15 protein-coding genes and 1 pseudogene are annotated in these 15,563 nt (G+C 60.0%); 5 read left to right on the top strand and 11 right to left on the bottom strand.

What is annotated here, in order from left to right:
* Window positions 1-224: 224 nt before the first annotated feature.
* Window positions 225-1,061: a UTP--glucose-1-phosphate uridylyltransferase GalU gene (galU, locus tag ACZ0AI_RS05040; RefSeq protein WP_042554636.1), complete on the bottom strand. Its 837-nt coding sequence runs from the start codon at window positions 1,059-1,061 to the stop codon at window positions 225-227.
* 49 nt (window positions 1,062-1,110) lie between these two features.
* Window positions 1,111-1,611 (bottom strand): CinA family protein, encoded by a 501-nt coding sequence (locus ACZ0AI_RS05035; RefSeq protein ID WP_463564832.1) that lies wholly within the window; start codon window positions 1,609-1,611, stop codon window positions 1,111-1,113.
* A 164-nt stretch (window positions 1,612-1,775) separates the two neighbouring features.
* Between ACZ0AI_RS05035 and ACZ0AI_RS05030 the strand changes: the two genes are divergently transcribed.
* Window positions 1,776-2,213, top strand: coding sequence for a hypothetical protein (locus tag ACZ0AI_RS05030; RefSeq protein ID WP_463564831.1), 438 nt, complete (start codon window positions 1,776-1,778; stop codon window positions 2,211-2,213).
* Between the two features lie 85 nt (window positions 2,214-2,298).
* The gene (ubiM, locus tag ACZ0AI_RS05025) at window positions 2,299-3,474 is read left to right on the top strand and encodes a 5-demethoxyubiquinol-8 5-hydroxylase UbiM (protein ID WP_463564830.1); all 1,176 of its coding nucleotides are present in this window, start codon (window positions 2,299-2,301) and stop codon (window positions 3,472-3,474) included.
* A gap of 1 nt (window position 3,475) precedes the next feature.
* Here ubiM and cysW read toward each other — a convergent pair whose 3' ends face one another.
* The 3 genes from cysW to cysP all read right to left on the bottom strand — a co-directional run bounded on the left by cysW (window position 3,476) and on the right by cysP (window position 6,298).
* Complete coding sequence (gene cysW / locus ACZ0AI_RS05020) at window positions 3,476-4,306, bottom strand: sulfate ABC transporter permease subunit CysW (RefSeq protein ID WP_463564829.1); 831 nt, start codon at window positions 4,304-4,306, stop codon at window positions 3,476-3,478.
* Complete coding sequence (cysT, locus tag ACZ0AI_RS05015; RefSeq protein WP_463564828.1) at window positions 4,303-5,151, bottom strand: sulfate ABC transporter permease subunit CysT; 849 nt, start codon at window positions 5,149-5,151, stop codon at window positions 4,303-4,305. Before cysT ends, cysW begins: the two co-directional genes overlap by 4 nt.
* Window positions 5,152-5,284: 133 nt before the next feature.
* On the bottom strand, window positions 5,285-6,298 hold the full coding sequence (gene cysP, locus ACZ0AI_RS05010) for a thiosulfate ABC transporter substrate-binding protein CysP (RefSeq protein ID WP_463564827.1): 1,014 nt from the start codon (window positions 6,296-6,298) through the stop codon (window positions 5,285-5,287).
* A 257-nt stretch (window positions 6,299-6,555) separates the two neighbouring features.
* Between cysP and ACZ0AI_RS05005 the strand changes: the two genes are divergently transcribed.
* Window positions 6,556-7,452, top strand: a complete 897-nt coding sequence (locus ACZ0AI_RS05005; protein ID WP_463564826.1) for a formate/nitrite transporter family protein — start codon at window positions 6,556-6,558, stop codon at window positions 7,450-7,452.
* A pseudogene (locus ACZ0AI_RS05000) lies at window positions 7,453-7,861 on the top strand (cupin domain-containing protein); the annotation flags it as partial.
* Between the two features lie 431 nt (window positions 7,862-8,292).
* On the opposite strand, the gene ACZ0AI_RS04995 reads toward ACZ0AI_RS05000, so the two are convergent.
* From ACZ0AI_RS04995 to ACZ0AI_RS04970, 6 genes are all read right to left on the bottom strand, one after another.
* On the bottom strand, window positions 8,293-9,309 hold the full coding sequence (locus tag ACZ0AI_RS04995) for an ABC transporter substrate-binding protein (protein ID WP_463566280.1): 1,017 nt from the start codon (window positions 9,307-9,309) through the stop codon (window positions 8,293-8,295).
* Between the two features lie 165 nt (window positions 9,310-9,474).
* A complete protein-coding gene (locus tag ACZ0AI_RS04990; RefSeq protein WP_073266963.1) occupies window positions 9,475-10,341 on the bottom strand; it encodes an ABC transporter permease in 867 nt (288 codons plus the stop codon).
* A 13-nt stretch (window positions 10,342-10,354) separates the two neighbouring features.
* Window positions 10,355-11,218, bottom strand: a complete 864-nt coding sequence (locus tag ACZ0AI_RS04985) for an ABC transporter ATP-binding protein (protein WP_463564825.1) — start codon at window positions 11,216-11,218, stop codon at window positions 10,355-10,357.
* A gap of 5 nt (window positions 11,219-11,223) precedes the next feature.
* The gene (locus ACZ0AI_RS04980) at window positions 11,224-12,267 is read right to left on the bottom strand and encodes an ABC transporter substrate-binding protein (protein WP_463564824.1); all 1,044 of its coding nucleotides are present in this window, start codon (window positions 12,265-12,267) and stop codon (window positions 11,224-11,226) included.
* 51 nt (window positions 12,268-12,318) lie between these two features.
* Window positions 12,319-13,212 carry a TauD/TfdA dioxygenase family protein gene (locus ACZ0AI_RS04975; RefSeq protein ID WP_463564823.1) on the bottom strand — a complete coding sequence of 298 codons (894 nt, stop codon included), beginning with the start codon at window positions 13,210-13,212 and terminating at the stop codon, window positions 12,319-12,321.
* A 268-nt stretch (window positions 13,213-13,480) separates the two neighbouring features.
* The gene (locus ACZ0AI_RS04970; protein ID WP_463564822.1) at window positions 13,481-14,260 is read right to left on the bottom strand and encodes a MetQ/NlpA family ABC transporter substrate-binding protein; all 780 of its coding nucleotides are present in this window, start codon (window positions 14,258-14,260) and stop codon (window positions 13,481-13,483) included.
* 221 nt (window positions 14,261-14,481) lie between these two features.
* Between ACZ0AI_RS04970 and ACZ0AI_RS04965 the strand changes: the two genes are divergently transcribed.
* Window positions 14,482-15,480 carry a D-cysteine desulfhydrase gene (locus tag ACZ0AI_RS04965; protein ID WP_463564821.1) on the top strand — a complete coding sequence of 333 codons (999 nt, stop codon included), beginning with the start codon at window positions 14,482-14,484 and terminating at the stop codon, window positions 15,478-15,480.
* Window positions 15,481-15,563 lie beyond the last annotated feature (83 nt).

Below are 15,563 nucleotides of genomic sequence, written 5' to 3'. Positions count from 1 at the left end.
AGAAGTCACCATCCTACAAGACCTGGGCGCGAAGCGCCGCTCCAGCAAACGCCACATGGCTAACCAGCGGACATCTGAACTCAGCCACCCCATGTCGTCTTATCAAAAGTCTTTTAGTTCAACACTTCAAGCAGGTATCGGGCTATGCGAGTACCTAGCAGTTAACACCATCTATAGCCAAAAAAACCGGGCACGAAGCCCGGTTTCTTTAACACTCACAGCGGTTAACCGCGGCCTTCGCGGTAGAGGTTCTCGAAGCAGAAGTTGGTCGCTTCGATGTAACCCTCGGCACCACCGCAGTCGAAACGGCGGCCCTTGAATTTGTATGCCAGTACGCAGCCTTCCTGAGCCTGTTTCATCAACGCGTCGGTGATCTGAATTTCACCGCCCTTGCCCGGCTGGGTGTCCTTGATCAGGTCGAAGATATCCGGAGTGAGGATATAGCGACCGATGATCGCCAGGTTCGACGGCGCATCTTCGGCCTTCGGTTTTTCGACCATGTGGCTGACGCGGAAGATGTCGTCACGGATCATCTCGCCAGCGATCACACCATACTTGTGGATCTCTTCCATCGGTACTTCCTGCACCGCGACGATCGAGCAGCGGAACTGGTTGTACAGCTTGACCATCTGGGTCAGCACGCCATCGCCTTCGATGTTCAGGCACAGGTCATCGGCCAGTACCACGGCGAACGGCTCGTCACCGATCAGCGGACGGCCGCTGAGAATGGCGTGGCCGAGGCCCTTCATTTCCACCTGACGGGTGTAGGAGAAGGTGCAGTTGTCGATCAGGCGACGAATACCGACCAGGTATTTTTCCTTTTCGGTGTCGCGGATCTGGTGCTCCAGCTCATAGCTGATGTCGAAATGGTCTTCCAGGGAGCGCTTGCCACGACCGGTCACCATGGCGATCTCGGTCAGGCCTGCGTTGAGGGCTTCCTCCACGCCGTACTGGATCAGCGGGGTGTTGACCACGGGCAGCATTTCCTTGGGCATGGCCTTGGTCGCCGGGAGAAAGCGGGTGCCATAACCGGCGGCTGGGAACAGGCATTTCTTGATCATGTGTTTTCCTTGAGTGGTCGATGTTGCACAAGTCGCTGAACCGCTGCCGTCAGGAGGTCTGACGCAACCGTTCGTAGTAATAGGGCAGTCGAAGCAAGGCATGGCGAGCTGCGGCAGCGCGCCTTTCGTTATTGTCTCCGGGGAAGGTGACGGTCTCGCTGGTCACCCCCTCATGTTCGGCGAGGCGCGTGGCGCAGGCGAAGCACATGGCGCCGTCGATCACTTGCTGGCCGCTCTTGTCGTCAGCGGTCGGGGCGCCGGTGATGGCCAGAATGATGTCGGCACTGCTGACCTTCAGCACGCCGATGGCCATTTCCCGGGCGACTTCCTCGCTGTTCATGCCGAAGGTCTCGATGGTCTCCAGCTTAACGCCGAGACTGGCTTGCATCGCGCGCTTGGAATAGGCGACGAAACCGCTTTCGAGCACGCCGTCACAGCCCGGCACCGCTGCGACGGTGGCAGCCAGCAGCCCGGCCGTGGCCGACTCCGCGGTGCTCAGCACCAGGTTGTACTTTTCCAGGAAATGAACCGCCTGCTCGATGTTTTGCATGCTGGCGAAATTCTCCGAGCCAATCGTTACTGTGTGTCTATGGCAGTGCATGGGGCACACAAGTTCCGGACAATTAACAGAGACCATTTATCGAGCAGCCTGAACTCTTTGCACCGCCTGTTTTTCCCACGCTAGACAGCAGGCCGAACTAAAGGGGCAATGAAGTGAATACTCTGCGCAAGCTGCAAGACACCCATGAACTGCAGGACGTGAGCGATAGCTCGATCCGCACTGCATTCATCCAGGCATTGAGCGAGAAAGCGCGCCCTCTGTTCGAAGAAGCAGCCAGTTATGCCCGCAATCACGATCTCGACGTGGTGGTCGATCTTGTGCTGGAAAACGACAATCCGCGCCTGATCCTGGCGGTCAGCCGCCCCGATGAAGGTCTGGTGAGCAGCTACAGCCTGGTCGCCAACCTCGCTGCGCAACGCATGCTGCATGAGGAGTACTACGCCGACAGCGGCGATATCCACCGCCAGGAATCGTTGCTGGCATCGGTCAACGAAAAGGTCATCGACACCCGTCTGGCCAACTTCTTCCGCAAGGGTTTCGCCCTGCCACTCGATTACATCAACGAGCGTCACCCCATCGGTTTCTGGTGATCGCAGCGTTTGCCTGATCCCGGGCAATGTTCCCCGGTACTCGCTGACCTACAGTAGCGATCTGTCAGCAAGTACGGGAATCGCCATGCAAGTGGATGTCGTCATCGTCGGAGCCGGGCCAGCGGGTCTATGCCTGGCCCGTTCCCTGTCCGGCCACGGACTTTCTATTCGGCTGATCGAACGCCAGCCCCTCGATGCAGTGGCGAATCCGCCGCTGGATGGGCGCGAAATCGCCCTCACCCATGCCTCACGACAGGCGCTGCAGTCACTGAACATATGGCAGCACCTGCAGGCCGACGAAATCTCGCCCTTGCGTGACGCCCAGGTACTCAATGGCCCGTCTCTTTATGCACTGCGTATCCTCGCCGCAGCCGCTGGCGAGGAGCGCCTGGGCTGCCTGGTGCCCAATCAGGCGATCCGCCGCGCAGCTTTCGCTGCGGTAAACGACTGTCCTGACGTCGAATTGCTGACCGGCTGCACAATCGAGGATCTGCACTGCTCCAGGCAATCAGTAACGCTGCGCCTGAACGATGGCCAGCTCCTGCATGCGCGCCTGCTGGTCGCTGCCGACAGCCGCCTCTCGGAGACCCGGCGACGCCTGGGAATCGGTGCGCGCATGGAGGACTTCGGCAAGAGCATGCTGGTTTGCCGTATGAGCCACGAACGCAGCCATGAACAGGTGGCCTGGGAGTGGTTCGGTTACGGGCAGACGCTCGCCCTGCTCCCGCTTAACGGCAACTGTGCCTCAGCGGTGCTGACCCTGCCACCGGAGGAAATCAACGAGGTGATGAAGCTGGCGCCGGACGCCTTCGCCCGTGATATGGAGCGCCGTTTCGAGCGACGCCTGGGGCGCATGGAACTGATCGGCGAGCGCCATGCCTATCCATTGGTGGGTGTCTATGCGCAACGCTTCGCCGGGCTGCGCTGTGCGTTGATCGGTGACGCCGCGGTGGGCATGCACCCGGTGACGGCCCATGGCTTCAACTTCGGTTTGCAGAGCCAGAGGCGGCTGGCGCAGGTGTTGCTCGATGCATCGCGCGAGGATCGCGACATCGGCGACCCCGCCGTTTTGCAGCAATACGCCCGTGCCCAGCAGCGTGCCAGCTGGCCGCTTTATCAGGCCACCAGCCTGCTGGTGCGGCTGTACACCGACGATCGAATGCCCACGCGCCTGTTGCGCAATGCCGGGCTACGCCTGGCGCAGAACCTGCCGCCGCTCAAGGCGGCACTGGTTCGGCACCTGACGCAAGTGTCGGGCTGAATCAGCTGTCGACGGCGCGCTGCATGTTGACCCGCTGACGCCACTCCATGTACGTCTTGAGGAACAGCGTGAACAACGCCATGCAGGCCAGCAGCGCTGCGGCGGTGAAGGCCGCCACCGGCTTGTAGTCGTTGTTCAGCTGATCCACCAGCAGCGGCAAGGTCAGGGTCTGGTTGAGGATGGTGCCGGACACCACCGACACCGCACCGAACTCGCCCACTGCCCGCGCATTGGTGACCACCACGCCGTAGAGCAGCGCCCATTTGATGTTGGGCAGCGTGATATGGCGGAAGATCTGCCAGCCATTGGCACCCAGGCACAGCGCCGAGGTTTCCTCGTCATTGCCCTGAGACTGCATGACTGGAATCAAGATGCGCGCCACGTAAGGCGCGGTGACGAACACCGTAACCATGACGATGCCGGGCCAGGCGAACATCAATTGCATGTCGTTATCGTAGAACCATTGTCCCAGCGCGGTCTCCAGCCCGTAGACGACCAGGTAGCAAAGCCCTGCGACAACCGGTGACACGGCATAGGGAATGTCCACCAGGGTGGTCAGCAGCTTGCGGCCGCGGAAGTCGTAATGGGTCACGCACCAGGCCAGCAGGATGCCGAAGCACAGGTTCAGCGGCACGGTGAGCGCGGCGACCAGCAGGGTCAGGCCGATGGCGTGCTGCATGTAGTCCTGGGACAGATTGTCGACCAGCGCGCTCCAGCCGCCGCTGAGCGCCTTGGTGAAAATCAGCGCCAGAGGAACCAGTAGCAACAGCGCGACTGCACCGAGGCCAAGGATGATGAGTAACCATTGATGCCACTGCTGAGGCTTTTTCATCGGCTTTGCCTCTGCCATTTGAACAAGCGCCCCTGCACTACCTGCAAGGCGAAGAGCAGGAACAGTGATGCCAGGAGGATCACCGAAGCGATCGCCGCCGCCGCCGGATAATTGAATTCCTGCAGCCGCACGAAGATCATCAATGACGAGACTTCAGTCTTGAATGGGATATTGCCGGCAATCATGATCACCGCGCCGAACTCACCCAGGCTGCGCACGAACGATTGCGAAGCCCCGGTAATCAATGCCGGCGCCAGGCTGGGCAGCACCACATGAGTGAAACTCTGCACCTTGTTGGCCCCCAGCGTGCTGGCCGCTTCTTCGTACTCCGTACCCAGGCTCTGCAACACGGGCTGTACGGTGCGCACCACAAAGGGCAGGCTGGTGAATACCATAGCGATCAGCAAGCCTGGGTAGGCGTAGGCGATCTTGATACCGGCAGCGTCGAAATACTGGCCAAGCCAGCCACCGGGCACCAGCAAGGTCGCAAGGGTCAACCCGGCGACTGAAGTCGGCAGCGCGAACGGCAGGTCAACCAGCGCATCGACCAGGCGGCGGCCAGGGAATTCGTAGCGGGTGATGATCCAGGCGATCAGCAGACCAACCAGCAGCGCTATCACCGTCGAATAGAAGGCACCACTGATGGTGACCTTGTAGCTCTGCACCACACGCGGGTCACTGATCGCTTGCCAGTATTGCGCCCAGCTCATGTCGCTGACGTAAAGCAACAGAGCGGACAGCGGAAACAGGATGACCAGCGACAGGTAGAAGACGCTGAAACCGAAGCTCAGGCCGAAGCCCGGCAGCAATGGATTCTGCAGAAAGAAAACGGGGGTCTTGCTCACTCGAAAGTCCTTCAATGCACAAACCGCCGGAAGGTCGGCGGTTTGTGAAATACAGCTGATGCGGTTCAGCCCTCAGTGATCATCATGATCTCGGAAGCCGCAGGGGCGACGCGCAGCAGATCGCTGCAGTCAATTACCGGCCTTCGGCCAAAAGCTGGTCAAGAATAGCATTGCCATCGAAGTGCTTGGCAGTGATCTCGTCCCAGGTACCAAGGACTTCGGTCGGGTTGATCAGGCGCAGATCCTGGAACTGGCCCGCGGTTTCGGCGGCCACTTCCTTGTCTTGTACGCGGTAGTGGTAGGTGGTCAGCAGCTTCTGGATGTCCTTGCTGTACTGGAAGTCCAGATAGGCCTTGGCCACGTCACGGGTGCCTTTCTCGTCGACCACCTTGTCGACCACGGCAACCGGGAATTCGGCCAGCACGCTGACCGGCGGCACGACCACTTCGAACTCGCCGGATTTGAACTCGTCACCCTTGGCGATATTGACCACTTCCGATTCGAAGCTCAGCAGCACGTCACCCTGACCATTCTGGGCGAAGGCCACGGTCGCACCACGGCCACCAGTGGGGAAGTTCTCGACATTACGCAGAACCTTGCCAACGAATTCCTTGATCTTGGCTTCGTCACCCTTGAACGCTTCGTTGGCGTATAGCCAGGCGCCCAGGTAGCTGTAGCGAGCGTTACCGGAAGTTTTCGGGTTCGGGAATACCAGCTTCACGTCGGAACGGGCCAAATCGTCCCAGTTCTTGATGTTCTTGGGGTTACCCTTGCGCACCAGAAACGCGGTGGTGCTGTAGTACGGCGAGCTGTGGTTGGGGAACTGCTCGGCCCAATCCTTACGCACCAGGCCACGCTTGGCCAGGATGTCCACGTCGGTAACCTGGTTGAAGGTCACGGTGTCGACCTTCTTGCCCTGAATGATGTCCTGCGCCTGACGCGAGGTACCGGCGAACGACTGGTCGATCTTCAGATCCTTGCCGGTCTCGGCCTTCCAGTGAGCCTGGAACTTGGGGTTGATCTCGGCGAACAGCTCCCGAGCGACATCGTAGGAAGCGTTGAGAATCGGCTTGTCCGCAGCCAGCGCAACGGCGCTGCCGAGCAGCGAGGTGGTGACGGCAGTTGCCAGCAGGAGTTTCTTCAGCATGATCCAGGGTTTCCTTACGAGGGGGCAGATAAGGGCGGTAGCCTGCCTGATTGCCTTATGCCTTAAAAGAACCCTTTTATCATAACCATATTCCACTACGCACTAGGGTCTGTTGACGTTTCACGCACGGCTGCGCCGTAGCCCATTTTGCCGCGAGGCAAGGAACGCCTTTATCACGGCAGAACGAAGCCGGGCGCCGCAGGTCTGAATCCTCAGACAGACGGGCCTCCGTTGTTCCCCCCATGAAGGTAACTGGTATGCAAGAACAAGCAGACGGCAAGACCCCCGGCCTGTCAGCCGAAGAAGAGCGCGAGATCGATGAGAAGCTGCCGCCGCGGGCGGCGGTGTTGCATGAAACCATCAGGATCCAGGGCGACCATGAGCTGGAACGCAGCATCGCAGCATTATGGTGGTCGGCGCTGGCCGCCGGGCTGACCATGGGCCTGTCGCTGATGGCCATGGGTTTGTTCCGCTCTCGGTTGGGCTCCAGCGATGAAAGTCATGTGATCGCCAGCCTCGGTTATTCGGCAGGCTTTCTGGCGGTGATCCTCGCCCGTCAGCAACTGTTTACGGAAAACACCCTGACCGCCGTGCTGCCGGTGATGAGCAAGCTGACCCTGAACAATGTCGGGCGACTATTGCGTCTTTGGGGCGTGGTGCTATGCGGAAACCTAGCCGGCACCCTGCTGGTGGCTTGGGTGATGCTGCGCCTGCCGATTTTCGATGCCCAGACCGACCTAGCGTTTCTGGAAATCGGCCGTAAGGTGATGGAAAACGACGTGTCCCAGATGCTTGCCAAAGGCATCATCTCAGGCTGGATGATCGCCACCATGGTGTGGATGATCGCCTCGATGGAAAGCGCCAAGATCGCCATTATCGTGATGATCACTTACCTGATGGCGCTGGGTGACTTCACCCATATCGTGGTCGGCTCGGTAGAGGTGTCTTATCTGGTGTATGCCGGCGAAGTGAGCTGGGGCGATTTCTGGCTGGTGTTTGCGGGGCCTACCCTGGCCGGCAATATCATCGGCGGCAGCTTTATCTTTGCCCTGCTCAGCCATGCCCAGATCCGCAGCGAGCGTGACGTGATTGCCAAGCGCGAGCGCGACAAGAACAAGTTGCTGGAAGAGTTGCGCCGCAATCGCAAGGACTGACTGTGCAGGATCGCCAAAGACCTCAAGGTCTCGGTGGCCGCCTTTCTCGAAGTCGAGCCTTAGAAGGCGTCGCACTGATGCCGGTGCGCATCAGCAAACGTCTGGTCAACGCCAGTGGCGCGTTCGTCAGCAGAGCGCTGTTCCCATTCGATATCACGCGCCAATCGAAACTCTACGAACCGCGCCTGGCGCCACTGGGCGAAGAACAAACTGAAGGCCATGCCCCGGAGCCCAGGAAAATCTGGTGATTCAGGGTGTGCAGGAGGTCTGCTTCAACGAGGGGCGCTATCTGCTTTCGACCGGCGACGCGATTCTTTTCTACGCCGACCAGACACACCGTTATCGCAACCCGGCCGACAGCGAAGCGCCGTGCTATCTGGCGATGAAGTACCCGGAACGTCTGGACTGAAAAACGCGGAAGCCCGGCGCAAGGCCGGGCTTCTGTTCGCCGCGAGCTACTGCTGTCGAATCAGCAGGTGCGGCACATCATCATGCCGTCGGCGCTCATGCTGCATTCCATGGCGCACTGCGTGGACGGCATCGGCGTGGCGCAATCCATCCTAAACGAAAAATTATTCCCGAACCTCGTCCATAGCCGCAAATCCCTGTTGGTCTGATGCTCTGCGCGCAGATGCAACAAAGCCCGTCTGATTTCCCAGGCGGGCTTTGTTGATGGCAACTGAGGTCAGCAGGCGAGCCAGTCGATCCACTTGCCGCCCCTGGTGAACTATGGAGAGCCTGCAAGCCAAGCAGGAACTGCCCTTGCTCGTCGTTCCCCCAGCCATCCTCGAGTCGCTACGCTGCCAGAAGTGAAGCGCCCAGTATCCAGTTCAACGCTAATCAGCTCCCCGGATTGGCGTAGGCTTCCTCGAAGAGGTAATCCTTCCAGGAGCTGGCCTTGTTTTTCAGCACGCCCAGCTCATGCAGCTTCTCGGCGTAGATGAAGGTGCGTTGCGGCGAGACGGTGAAGTCGTTCTCCGGGTCTTCGATGATCTTCTGCACGAACGCCAGAGGCAGCTTGGAGTTCTCGACCTTGATGTAGGTCTCTGCCGCCGCGGCCTTGTCGGCCTTGATAATTTGCGATGCCTCGACCAGTGCGTCGTAGAAGGCCTTGTAGGTCTTCGGGTTCTCGTCGTGGAATTTCTCGGTGGCGTACAGCACGTTGAACGTGGCCTGGCCGCCAAGGATGTCGTAGGAGCTGATCAGCTTGTGCACGTTCGGGTTTTCCAGCGCCTGATACTGGAATGGCGGGCTGGAGAAATGCGCGGTGATTTCCGAGCCGCCCTTGGTCAGCGCCACGGTGGCGTCCGGGTGCGGCAGGCTCACGGAAATCTTGTCGAAACGCTGGAAGTCGGCATTGCCGTAGCGTTTGGCGGTTTCGATCTGCAGGGTGCGCGACTGGAAGCCAACACCGGCAGCCGGCACGGCGATGCGATCCTTGTCGCTCAGATCATCCAGCGTCTTGACCTCGGCGCGATTGCTCAGCAGGTAGTTGGGCAGCGAACCCAGCGACGCGACGGCCTTGACGTTCTGCTTGCCGTGGGTGCGATCCCAGACGGTGAGCATCGGCGGTACGCCTGCCGATACCACGTCGATGGCACCGGCCAGCAACGCCTCGTTCATCGCAGTGGCACCGGAAATGGCTCGCCATTCGACGTCGATGTCATCCAGGCCCTGGGCCTTGGCATGCTTCTCGATCAATTGCTGATCTTTGACAACGTGCAGCACCAGATAACCGATGCCGAACTGCTGGGCGATGCTGATCTTGCCTTCCGCGTGAGCGGCAAGCGGAGTTGCCAGAGCGCCGAGCAGGCCCAGGGCGGTGGCCAGACGGCCGAGTTTGAAAGTGTTGGTCATCATCTCTTCTCGTTATGTGTGCCCGACAAAAATGTTGCCGAGCAGCATGCTGTTTTACGTAGCAAGGGTGGGCTTGAGCCCACCAACAGTGCTTCCAAATGGTGGGCTCAAGCCCACCCTACGACCCATGCTGCACAGGTAGATCGGTGACTTGCCCCCTGCGTATCAGCGCTGCATCCCCCAGCGCTTGACGGTGACGCGCTCCAGCGTGGCGAACACCAGGTTCTCCACCAGCAGGCCGATCAGGATCACGGCGGCCAGCCCTGCGAACACCTTGTCGGTGTACAGCTCGTTGCGGTTCTGGAAGATGTACCAGCCCAGGCCGCCCTTGCCGCTGGACGCACCGAACACCAGCTCGGCAGCGATCAGCGTGCGCCATGCGAAGGCCCAGCCGATCTTCAGGCCGGCAAGGATCGACGGCAGCGCAGCGGGCACCAGAATGAACAGCACGAAACGCAGGCCCTTGAGGCCGTAATTGCGTCCGGCCATGCGCTGGGTTTCCGAGACACCGAGAAAACCCGCGTAGGTATTGAGCGCCAACGCCCACAGCACCGAGTGCACCAGCACGAAGATCAGGCTGTTCTCACCCAGGCCGAACCACAGCAGCGACAGCGGCAGCAGCGCGATGGCAGGCAGTGGGTTGAACATCGAGGTCAGGGTGGAAAGCAGATCACGGCCCAGCTGCGTCGACACCGCCAGGGTGGTGAGCAGGAAGGCCATGCCGATACCGATCAGGTAACCCTTGATCAGTACCGACAGGGAAATGGCGGTTTTCTCTACCAGCTCGCCGGTGCCTACACCTTCGATAAAGGCGCGTGCGGTCTGCAGGAAGCTGGGCAGCAGCAGGTCATTGCCCTGGTAACGGGCCGCGAGTTCCCAGATCAGCGCCAATCCCAGCAGGATCACCGACTTGCGCAGCCAGCCCTGTTGCCAGAGGCGCTGCCCCAGAGACAGCTCGCGCTCGACCTTGAGGCCAGGCAACGGTTGCAGGGGGATTTCGTATTCCTCACGCCGTGCGGGGGAAAGACTCATGGTTTCAATCTCCTCAGTAGGCGATGCGGATGTCGTGGAAGCCCAGCTCGACGCCTTGGCCGCTGTCGACCTCCTCGTCGAACAGCAGGCGATGGATGCGTTGCGCGGTCTGTTGGAAGCCCACACCACCGAGGCTGTGCAGGTCGAACTGATGGCTGTTGATCTCCGCCCGCACTCGGCCGGGATGCGGCGACAGCAGCAGAATGCGGTTACCGACGATCAGCGCCTCTTCGATGGAATGGGTGACGAACAACAAGGTGAAGCGCACCTCCTCCCACAGCTCCAGCAACTCCTCCTGCATCTTGCGACGGGTCAGTGCATCGAGCGCGGCGAAGGGTTCGTCCATCAGCAGGATCTTCGGCTGCATGGCCAGCGCACGAGCGATGGCCACACGGGCCTTCATGCCGCCGGACAGGGTGTGCGGATAGGCGTCGGCGAAGGCGGCCAGGCCGACCTTCTCCAGGTAATGCAGGGCGCGCTCCTCGGCGTCCTTGCGGCCCAGGGTGCGCGAGGCCAGCAGCGGGAACATCACGTTCTGCTTCACCGTCTTCCAGGGCGGCAGTTGATCGAACTCCTGGAACACCACGATGCGATCCGGGCCCGGCTCACGTACCAGGGCACCGTCGAGGCGAATGCTGCCACCCACCGGTTCGATGAACCCGGCGACCGCCTTGAGCAACGTGGATTTGCCGCAGCCGGATGGGCCGAGCAGTACGAAACGATCGGCACGATCCACCTCGAAGCTGACTTCGTGGGTGGCGCGTACGACGCGCTGCGGGGTGCGGTACTCGAGGCTGACCTTCTCCACCTGTAGAACGGTGTCGAAGGCGCCTGGATTCAGTGTGCTGGCCGTGTGGCCTTGCAGAGGGGCATTCATGGTTTTCAGCTTCCCTGACCGATGGCGGCGTCTTCGAAGAAGTAGTCCTGCCAGGTGGCCGGTTTATTTTTGATGGCGCCAACGCGGTGCAGGAAGTCGGCCAGCGGATAGGTGTTGGTGGGGGTGACGGTGAACTGGAACTGATCGTTGTCGATGATCTTCAGCAGATACTCGCGGCTGATCTTGGCGCCGGTAACGCGGATGTAGGTGTCCGCTGCCGCGCCCTTGTCCTTCTGGGCGAAATCGGCCGCTTCGGCCAATGCACCGACAAAGGCTTTGTAGGTCTTGGGGTTATCGCTGCGGAATTTCTCGGTGGCATACAGCACCGTCGGCGAGTTCGGGCCAAGCAGCTCGTAGGTATCGAGCACCACGTGCACGTCCGGATTTTCCAGCGCCTGGTTCTGGAACGGCGGATTGGAGAAGTGCCCGGTCAGCTCGGTGCCGCCCGCTTTCAGGGACGCCGTGGCATCCGGGTGCGGCAGCGCCACGGTGTACTTGTCGAGACGGTTGAATTCCTTGTCGCCCCACTGCTTGGCGGCGGCGTACTGCAGGAAGCGCGACTGCACCGACACGCCCACCGCAGGAACGGCGATGCGATCCTTCTCGGTGAAGTCGGCGATGGTCTTGACCTTGGGGTTGTTGCTCAGCAGGTAGTACGGGAAGTTGCCCAGCGAGGCCACGCCCTTGACGTTCTGGCGACCGTGGGTGCGATCCCAGACCGTCAGCAGCGGGCCGATGCCGGCACCGGCGATATCGATGGCGCCGGACAACAGCGCATCGTTGACCGCCGAGCCGCCGGAGAGCTGCTGCCAGTCGACCTTGATGTCCAGGCCTTCGGCCTTGCCATGCTTCTCGATCAGTTGCTGATCGCGCACCACGTTGAGCAGCAGGTAAACGATACCGAACTGCTCGGCGATACGGATCTGCCCCTCGGCATGAGCGACTTGCGGCGCCGCGAGGCTGCCTGCCAGCAGGCTCAGACTCAGGGCGATGCCGCTGGCGAGGCGGCCAAAACGGGGAACAGAGGGAAAGCGCTTACCTGCCGACATGTCGAGGCTCCAGTCAAAGGTGCAGAAAATGGGGACTAGCAGGCGGGCCGCTTAAAACGGCACATCGCCCTGGATCGTGGTGCGGTGCATGCGCCGACGCAGATGGCTCGGGCAGCCGGTCGCCAGATGGATCAGCGCGCGGTTGTCCCAGAACACCATGTCGTTCGGCTGCCACTGGTGGCGGTAGATGAATTCGGGCTTCGCGCTGTGGGCGTAGAGCTCGGTAAGGATCTGCCGGCTCTCGTCCTCGGGGACGTCGAGAATGTGGGTGGTGAAGTTCTCGTTGACGAACAGGCCCTTGCGCCCGGTTTCCGGATGGGTACGCACCACCGGATGGATCACGGCCTTGACCTCGGCCAACTGCGCCTCGGTCAGTGTCGGGCGGCGGATGCCCTTGAACACTTCATCGGCATAGCGGGCGGTGTAGGAATGCGCCGCACGCTTGCCATCGATGGCCTGGCGCAGCTCGGCTGGCAGTGTCTCGTAGGCCAGTTGCTGGCTGGCGAACAGCGTATCGCCGCCCTCTTCCGGCAACTCCTGTGCGAGCAGCATGGAACCCAGGCTGGGGAATTCCTTGTAAGACAGATCCGAGTGCCAGAACTTGCCGGCGTCGCCCAGACCGATCGGCTGACCGTTCTCGACGATATTGGAAATGATGAAGATTTCCGGGTGGTTGGCCAGCAGGAACTGCTTGAGCACGTGGATCTGCAACACGCCGAAGCGACGGCTGAAATCGATCTGCTGCTGCGGGGTAATGCGCTGGTCGCGGAACACCACGACGTTGTGGTCTAGGTGAGCCCGGTGAACGCGGGCGAAATCGGCCTCGTTCAGCGGGCGGCTGAGGTCGAGGCCGACGATCTCGGCACCGACTGCGGCGGAAAAGGGGCGTACTTCAAAATTCTGCGTTGGCTGATGATTGGCAGAACTCAAGGACACGGCAGACATTCGCGCAACTCCACACGTAAGGGCGCCAGCAAGGCGCGTCTCAGAAGCAGGTGTTCGGCACCTGTATTCAGTCGTGCGGCGCGCCGGTTAGCCAGCGGGTACGCATGGACAAACTATATCGGTATAAAAAAATTAATTTAAATACCTTTTTAGCATTTGCTTATGGCTATTTTCGCCTTGGTAAACAAAGCGTAAGCACCAACAAAAACGCCGACAGAGGCAAAGCCTCTGTCGGCGTGTTGGGCTGCTTGGGTGAGCTCGCGGCGTTTTAGAAGGCCGGGACTACAGCGCCCGAGTACTTCTTCTCGATAAAGGCTTTCACATCCGGGCTGGTCAGGGCGTCAGCCAGTTTCTTGATGGCGTCGCTGTTCTGGTTGTCCGGACGTGCTACCAGGTAGTTCACGTACGGCGAATCCTTGTTCTCGAGCACCAGCGCATCTTTGGCAGGATCGAGTTTGGCTTCCAGCGCATAGTTGGTATTGATCAGCGCCAGGTCGACCTGATCCAGCACGCGCGGCAGCATGGCCGCTTCGAGCTGCTTGAATTTGAAGTTGTGCGGGTTGCTGGCCAGATCCTTCGGCGTTGCCTGGATGTTGGCCGGATCTTTCAGGGTCAGCAGACCCGCGTGTTGCAGCAGTTGCAGCGCACGGCCACTGTTGCTGGCCTCGTTGGGGATGGCGATGGTGGCGCCGTCCGGCAGTTCCTTGAGGCTCTTGTACTTGCTGGAGTAGCCGCCGAAAGGCTCGACGTGCACACCCTTGACGATCACCAGGTGGGTGCCGCGGCTTTCATTGAAGCTGTCCAGATACGGCTTGGTCTGGAAGTAGTTGGCATCCAGTTGCTTCTGCTCGACCTGCAGGTTGGGCTGCACGTAGTCGGTGAACACCTTGATCTGCAGGTCGATGCCCTGCTCGGCCAGCTTCGGCTTGATCAGCTCGAGAATCTCGGCATGGGGAACCGGCGTTGCCGCGACGGTGAGTTTTTCAGCGGCGAATGCCTGGGTAACCAGGACGGAGGCCAATGCAGCCAAGAGAAGCGTTTTTTTCATGATTGTTCTCGGTAGTTGCCGCTGGATCGACAGCGGCATAGGGGTGGTCAGCCGTATGGGTAGGACGGCGCGCTGAAGATACGGCGCGCGGATATACGATGAAAATACTTTTAATTCATTCTCATATTCATTTTAAGAATAAGCAGAGACTAACGCACTTGTTGTGTTTCAGGCTGTCACTTCTAAAGTGTTATTCATCCTCCCTTCCGGCAGTGAATCCCATGATCAGTGAAGCTCTGAGCCGATTCGAGCGTCTCGAACTGGTTCCCCATGTCACTCCGCTGCAACACCTGGTGCGCCTGTCACATCACGTCGGCCGGGACATATACGTCAAACGTGATGACCTGACCCTGTTTGCCCTCGGCGGCAACAAAGCGCGCAAACTGGAGTACCTCGGCGCCGATGCCATGGCGCAGCAAGCCGATACGCTAATTACCGCCGGTGCGATCCAATCCAATCACGTACGCCAGACTGCGGCACTGGCTGCCAAACTGGGCCTCGCGTGCGTCGCCTTGCTGGAAAACCCAATCGATACTCAAGAACAGAATTACCTGCATAACGGTAATCGCCTGCTATTGGATCTGTTTGGCACACGAGTTGAGCTTGTCGACAACCTGGAAGAGCCGGATATGCTGCTAATGGCCAAGGCCGAGCGCCTGCGTGCCACCGGCAAGCACCCTTATGTGATCCCCATTGGGGGCTCCAATGCGCTTGGTACCTTGGGCTATGTCAAGGCCGGGCTGGAATTCGCCGAGCAAGTCAACACGATGGGCCTCGATAGCGGCACTTTAGTACTGGCTTCAGGCAGTGGTGCGACTCATGCCGGCATGGCGTTGGCGTTAGCCCACGTTCTGCCGGATTGGCGTGTGCTTGGTATTACCGTCTCGCGGCCTGCCGACTTGCAGCGCCCCAAAGTGCTGGGTTTGGTGCAGCGCACCGCCGAACTACTGGGCATCAGTGTGCCGGATAATTTGTCCATCGAGCTGTGGGATGAGTACTACGGCCCCCGCTACGGCGAGCCGAATACCGGTACACTCGATGCAATTCGCCTGCTTGCCAGCAGCCAGGGGCTGCTGCTCGATCCGGTTTATACCGGCAAGGCGTTTGCAGGGCTGCTGGACGGCGTACAGAAAGGGGAATTCGCAGAAGGTAAGCCGATTGTGTTCCTGCATACCGGCGGTGCTCCGGCTTTATTTGCCTATCAATCCCTGACGCCGTAATTGGCATATGCAAATAATTTTTTATTATTTTATCGAATATACCTAGAACGATTAGAGTGCCGCACTTCCACACACAACAAGAC

It is taken from the genome of Pseudomonas sp. AC355 (assembly GCF_979258205.1).
This window is presented reverse-complemented; position numbering and strand designations above follow the sequence as displayed.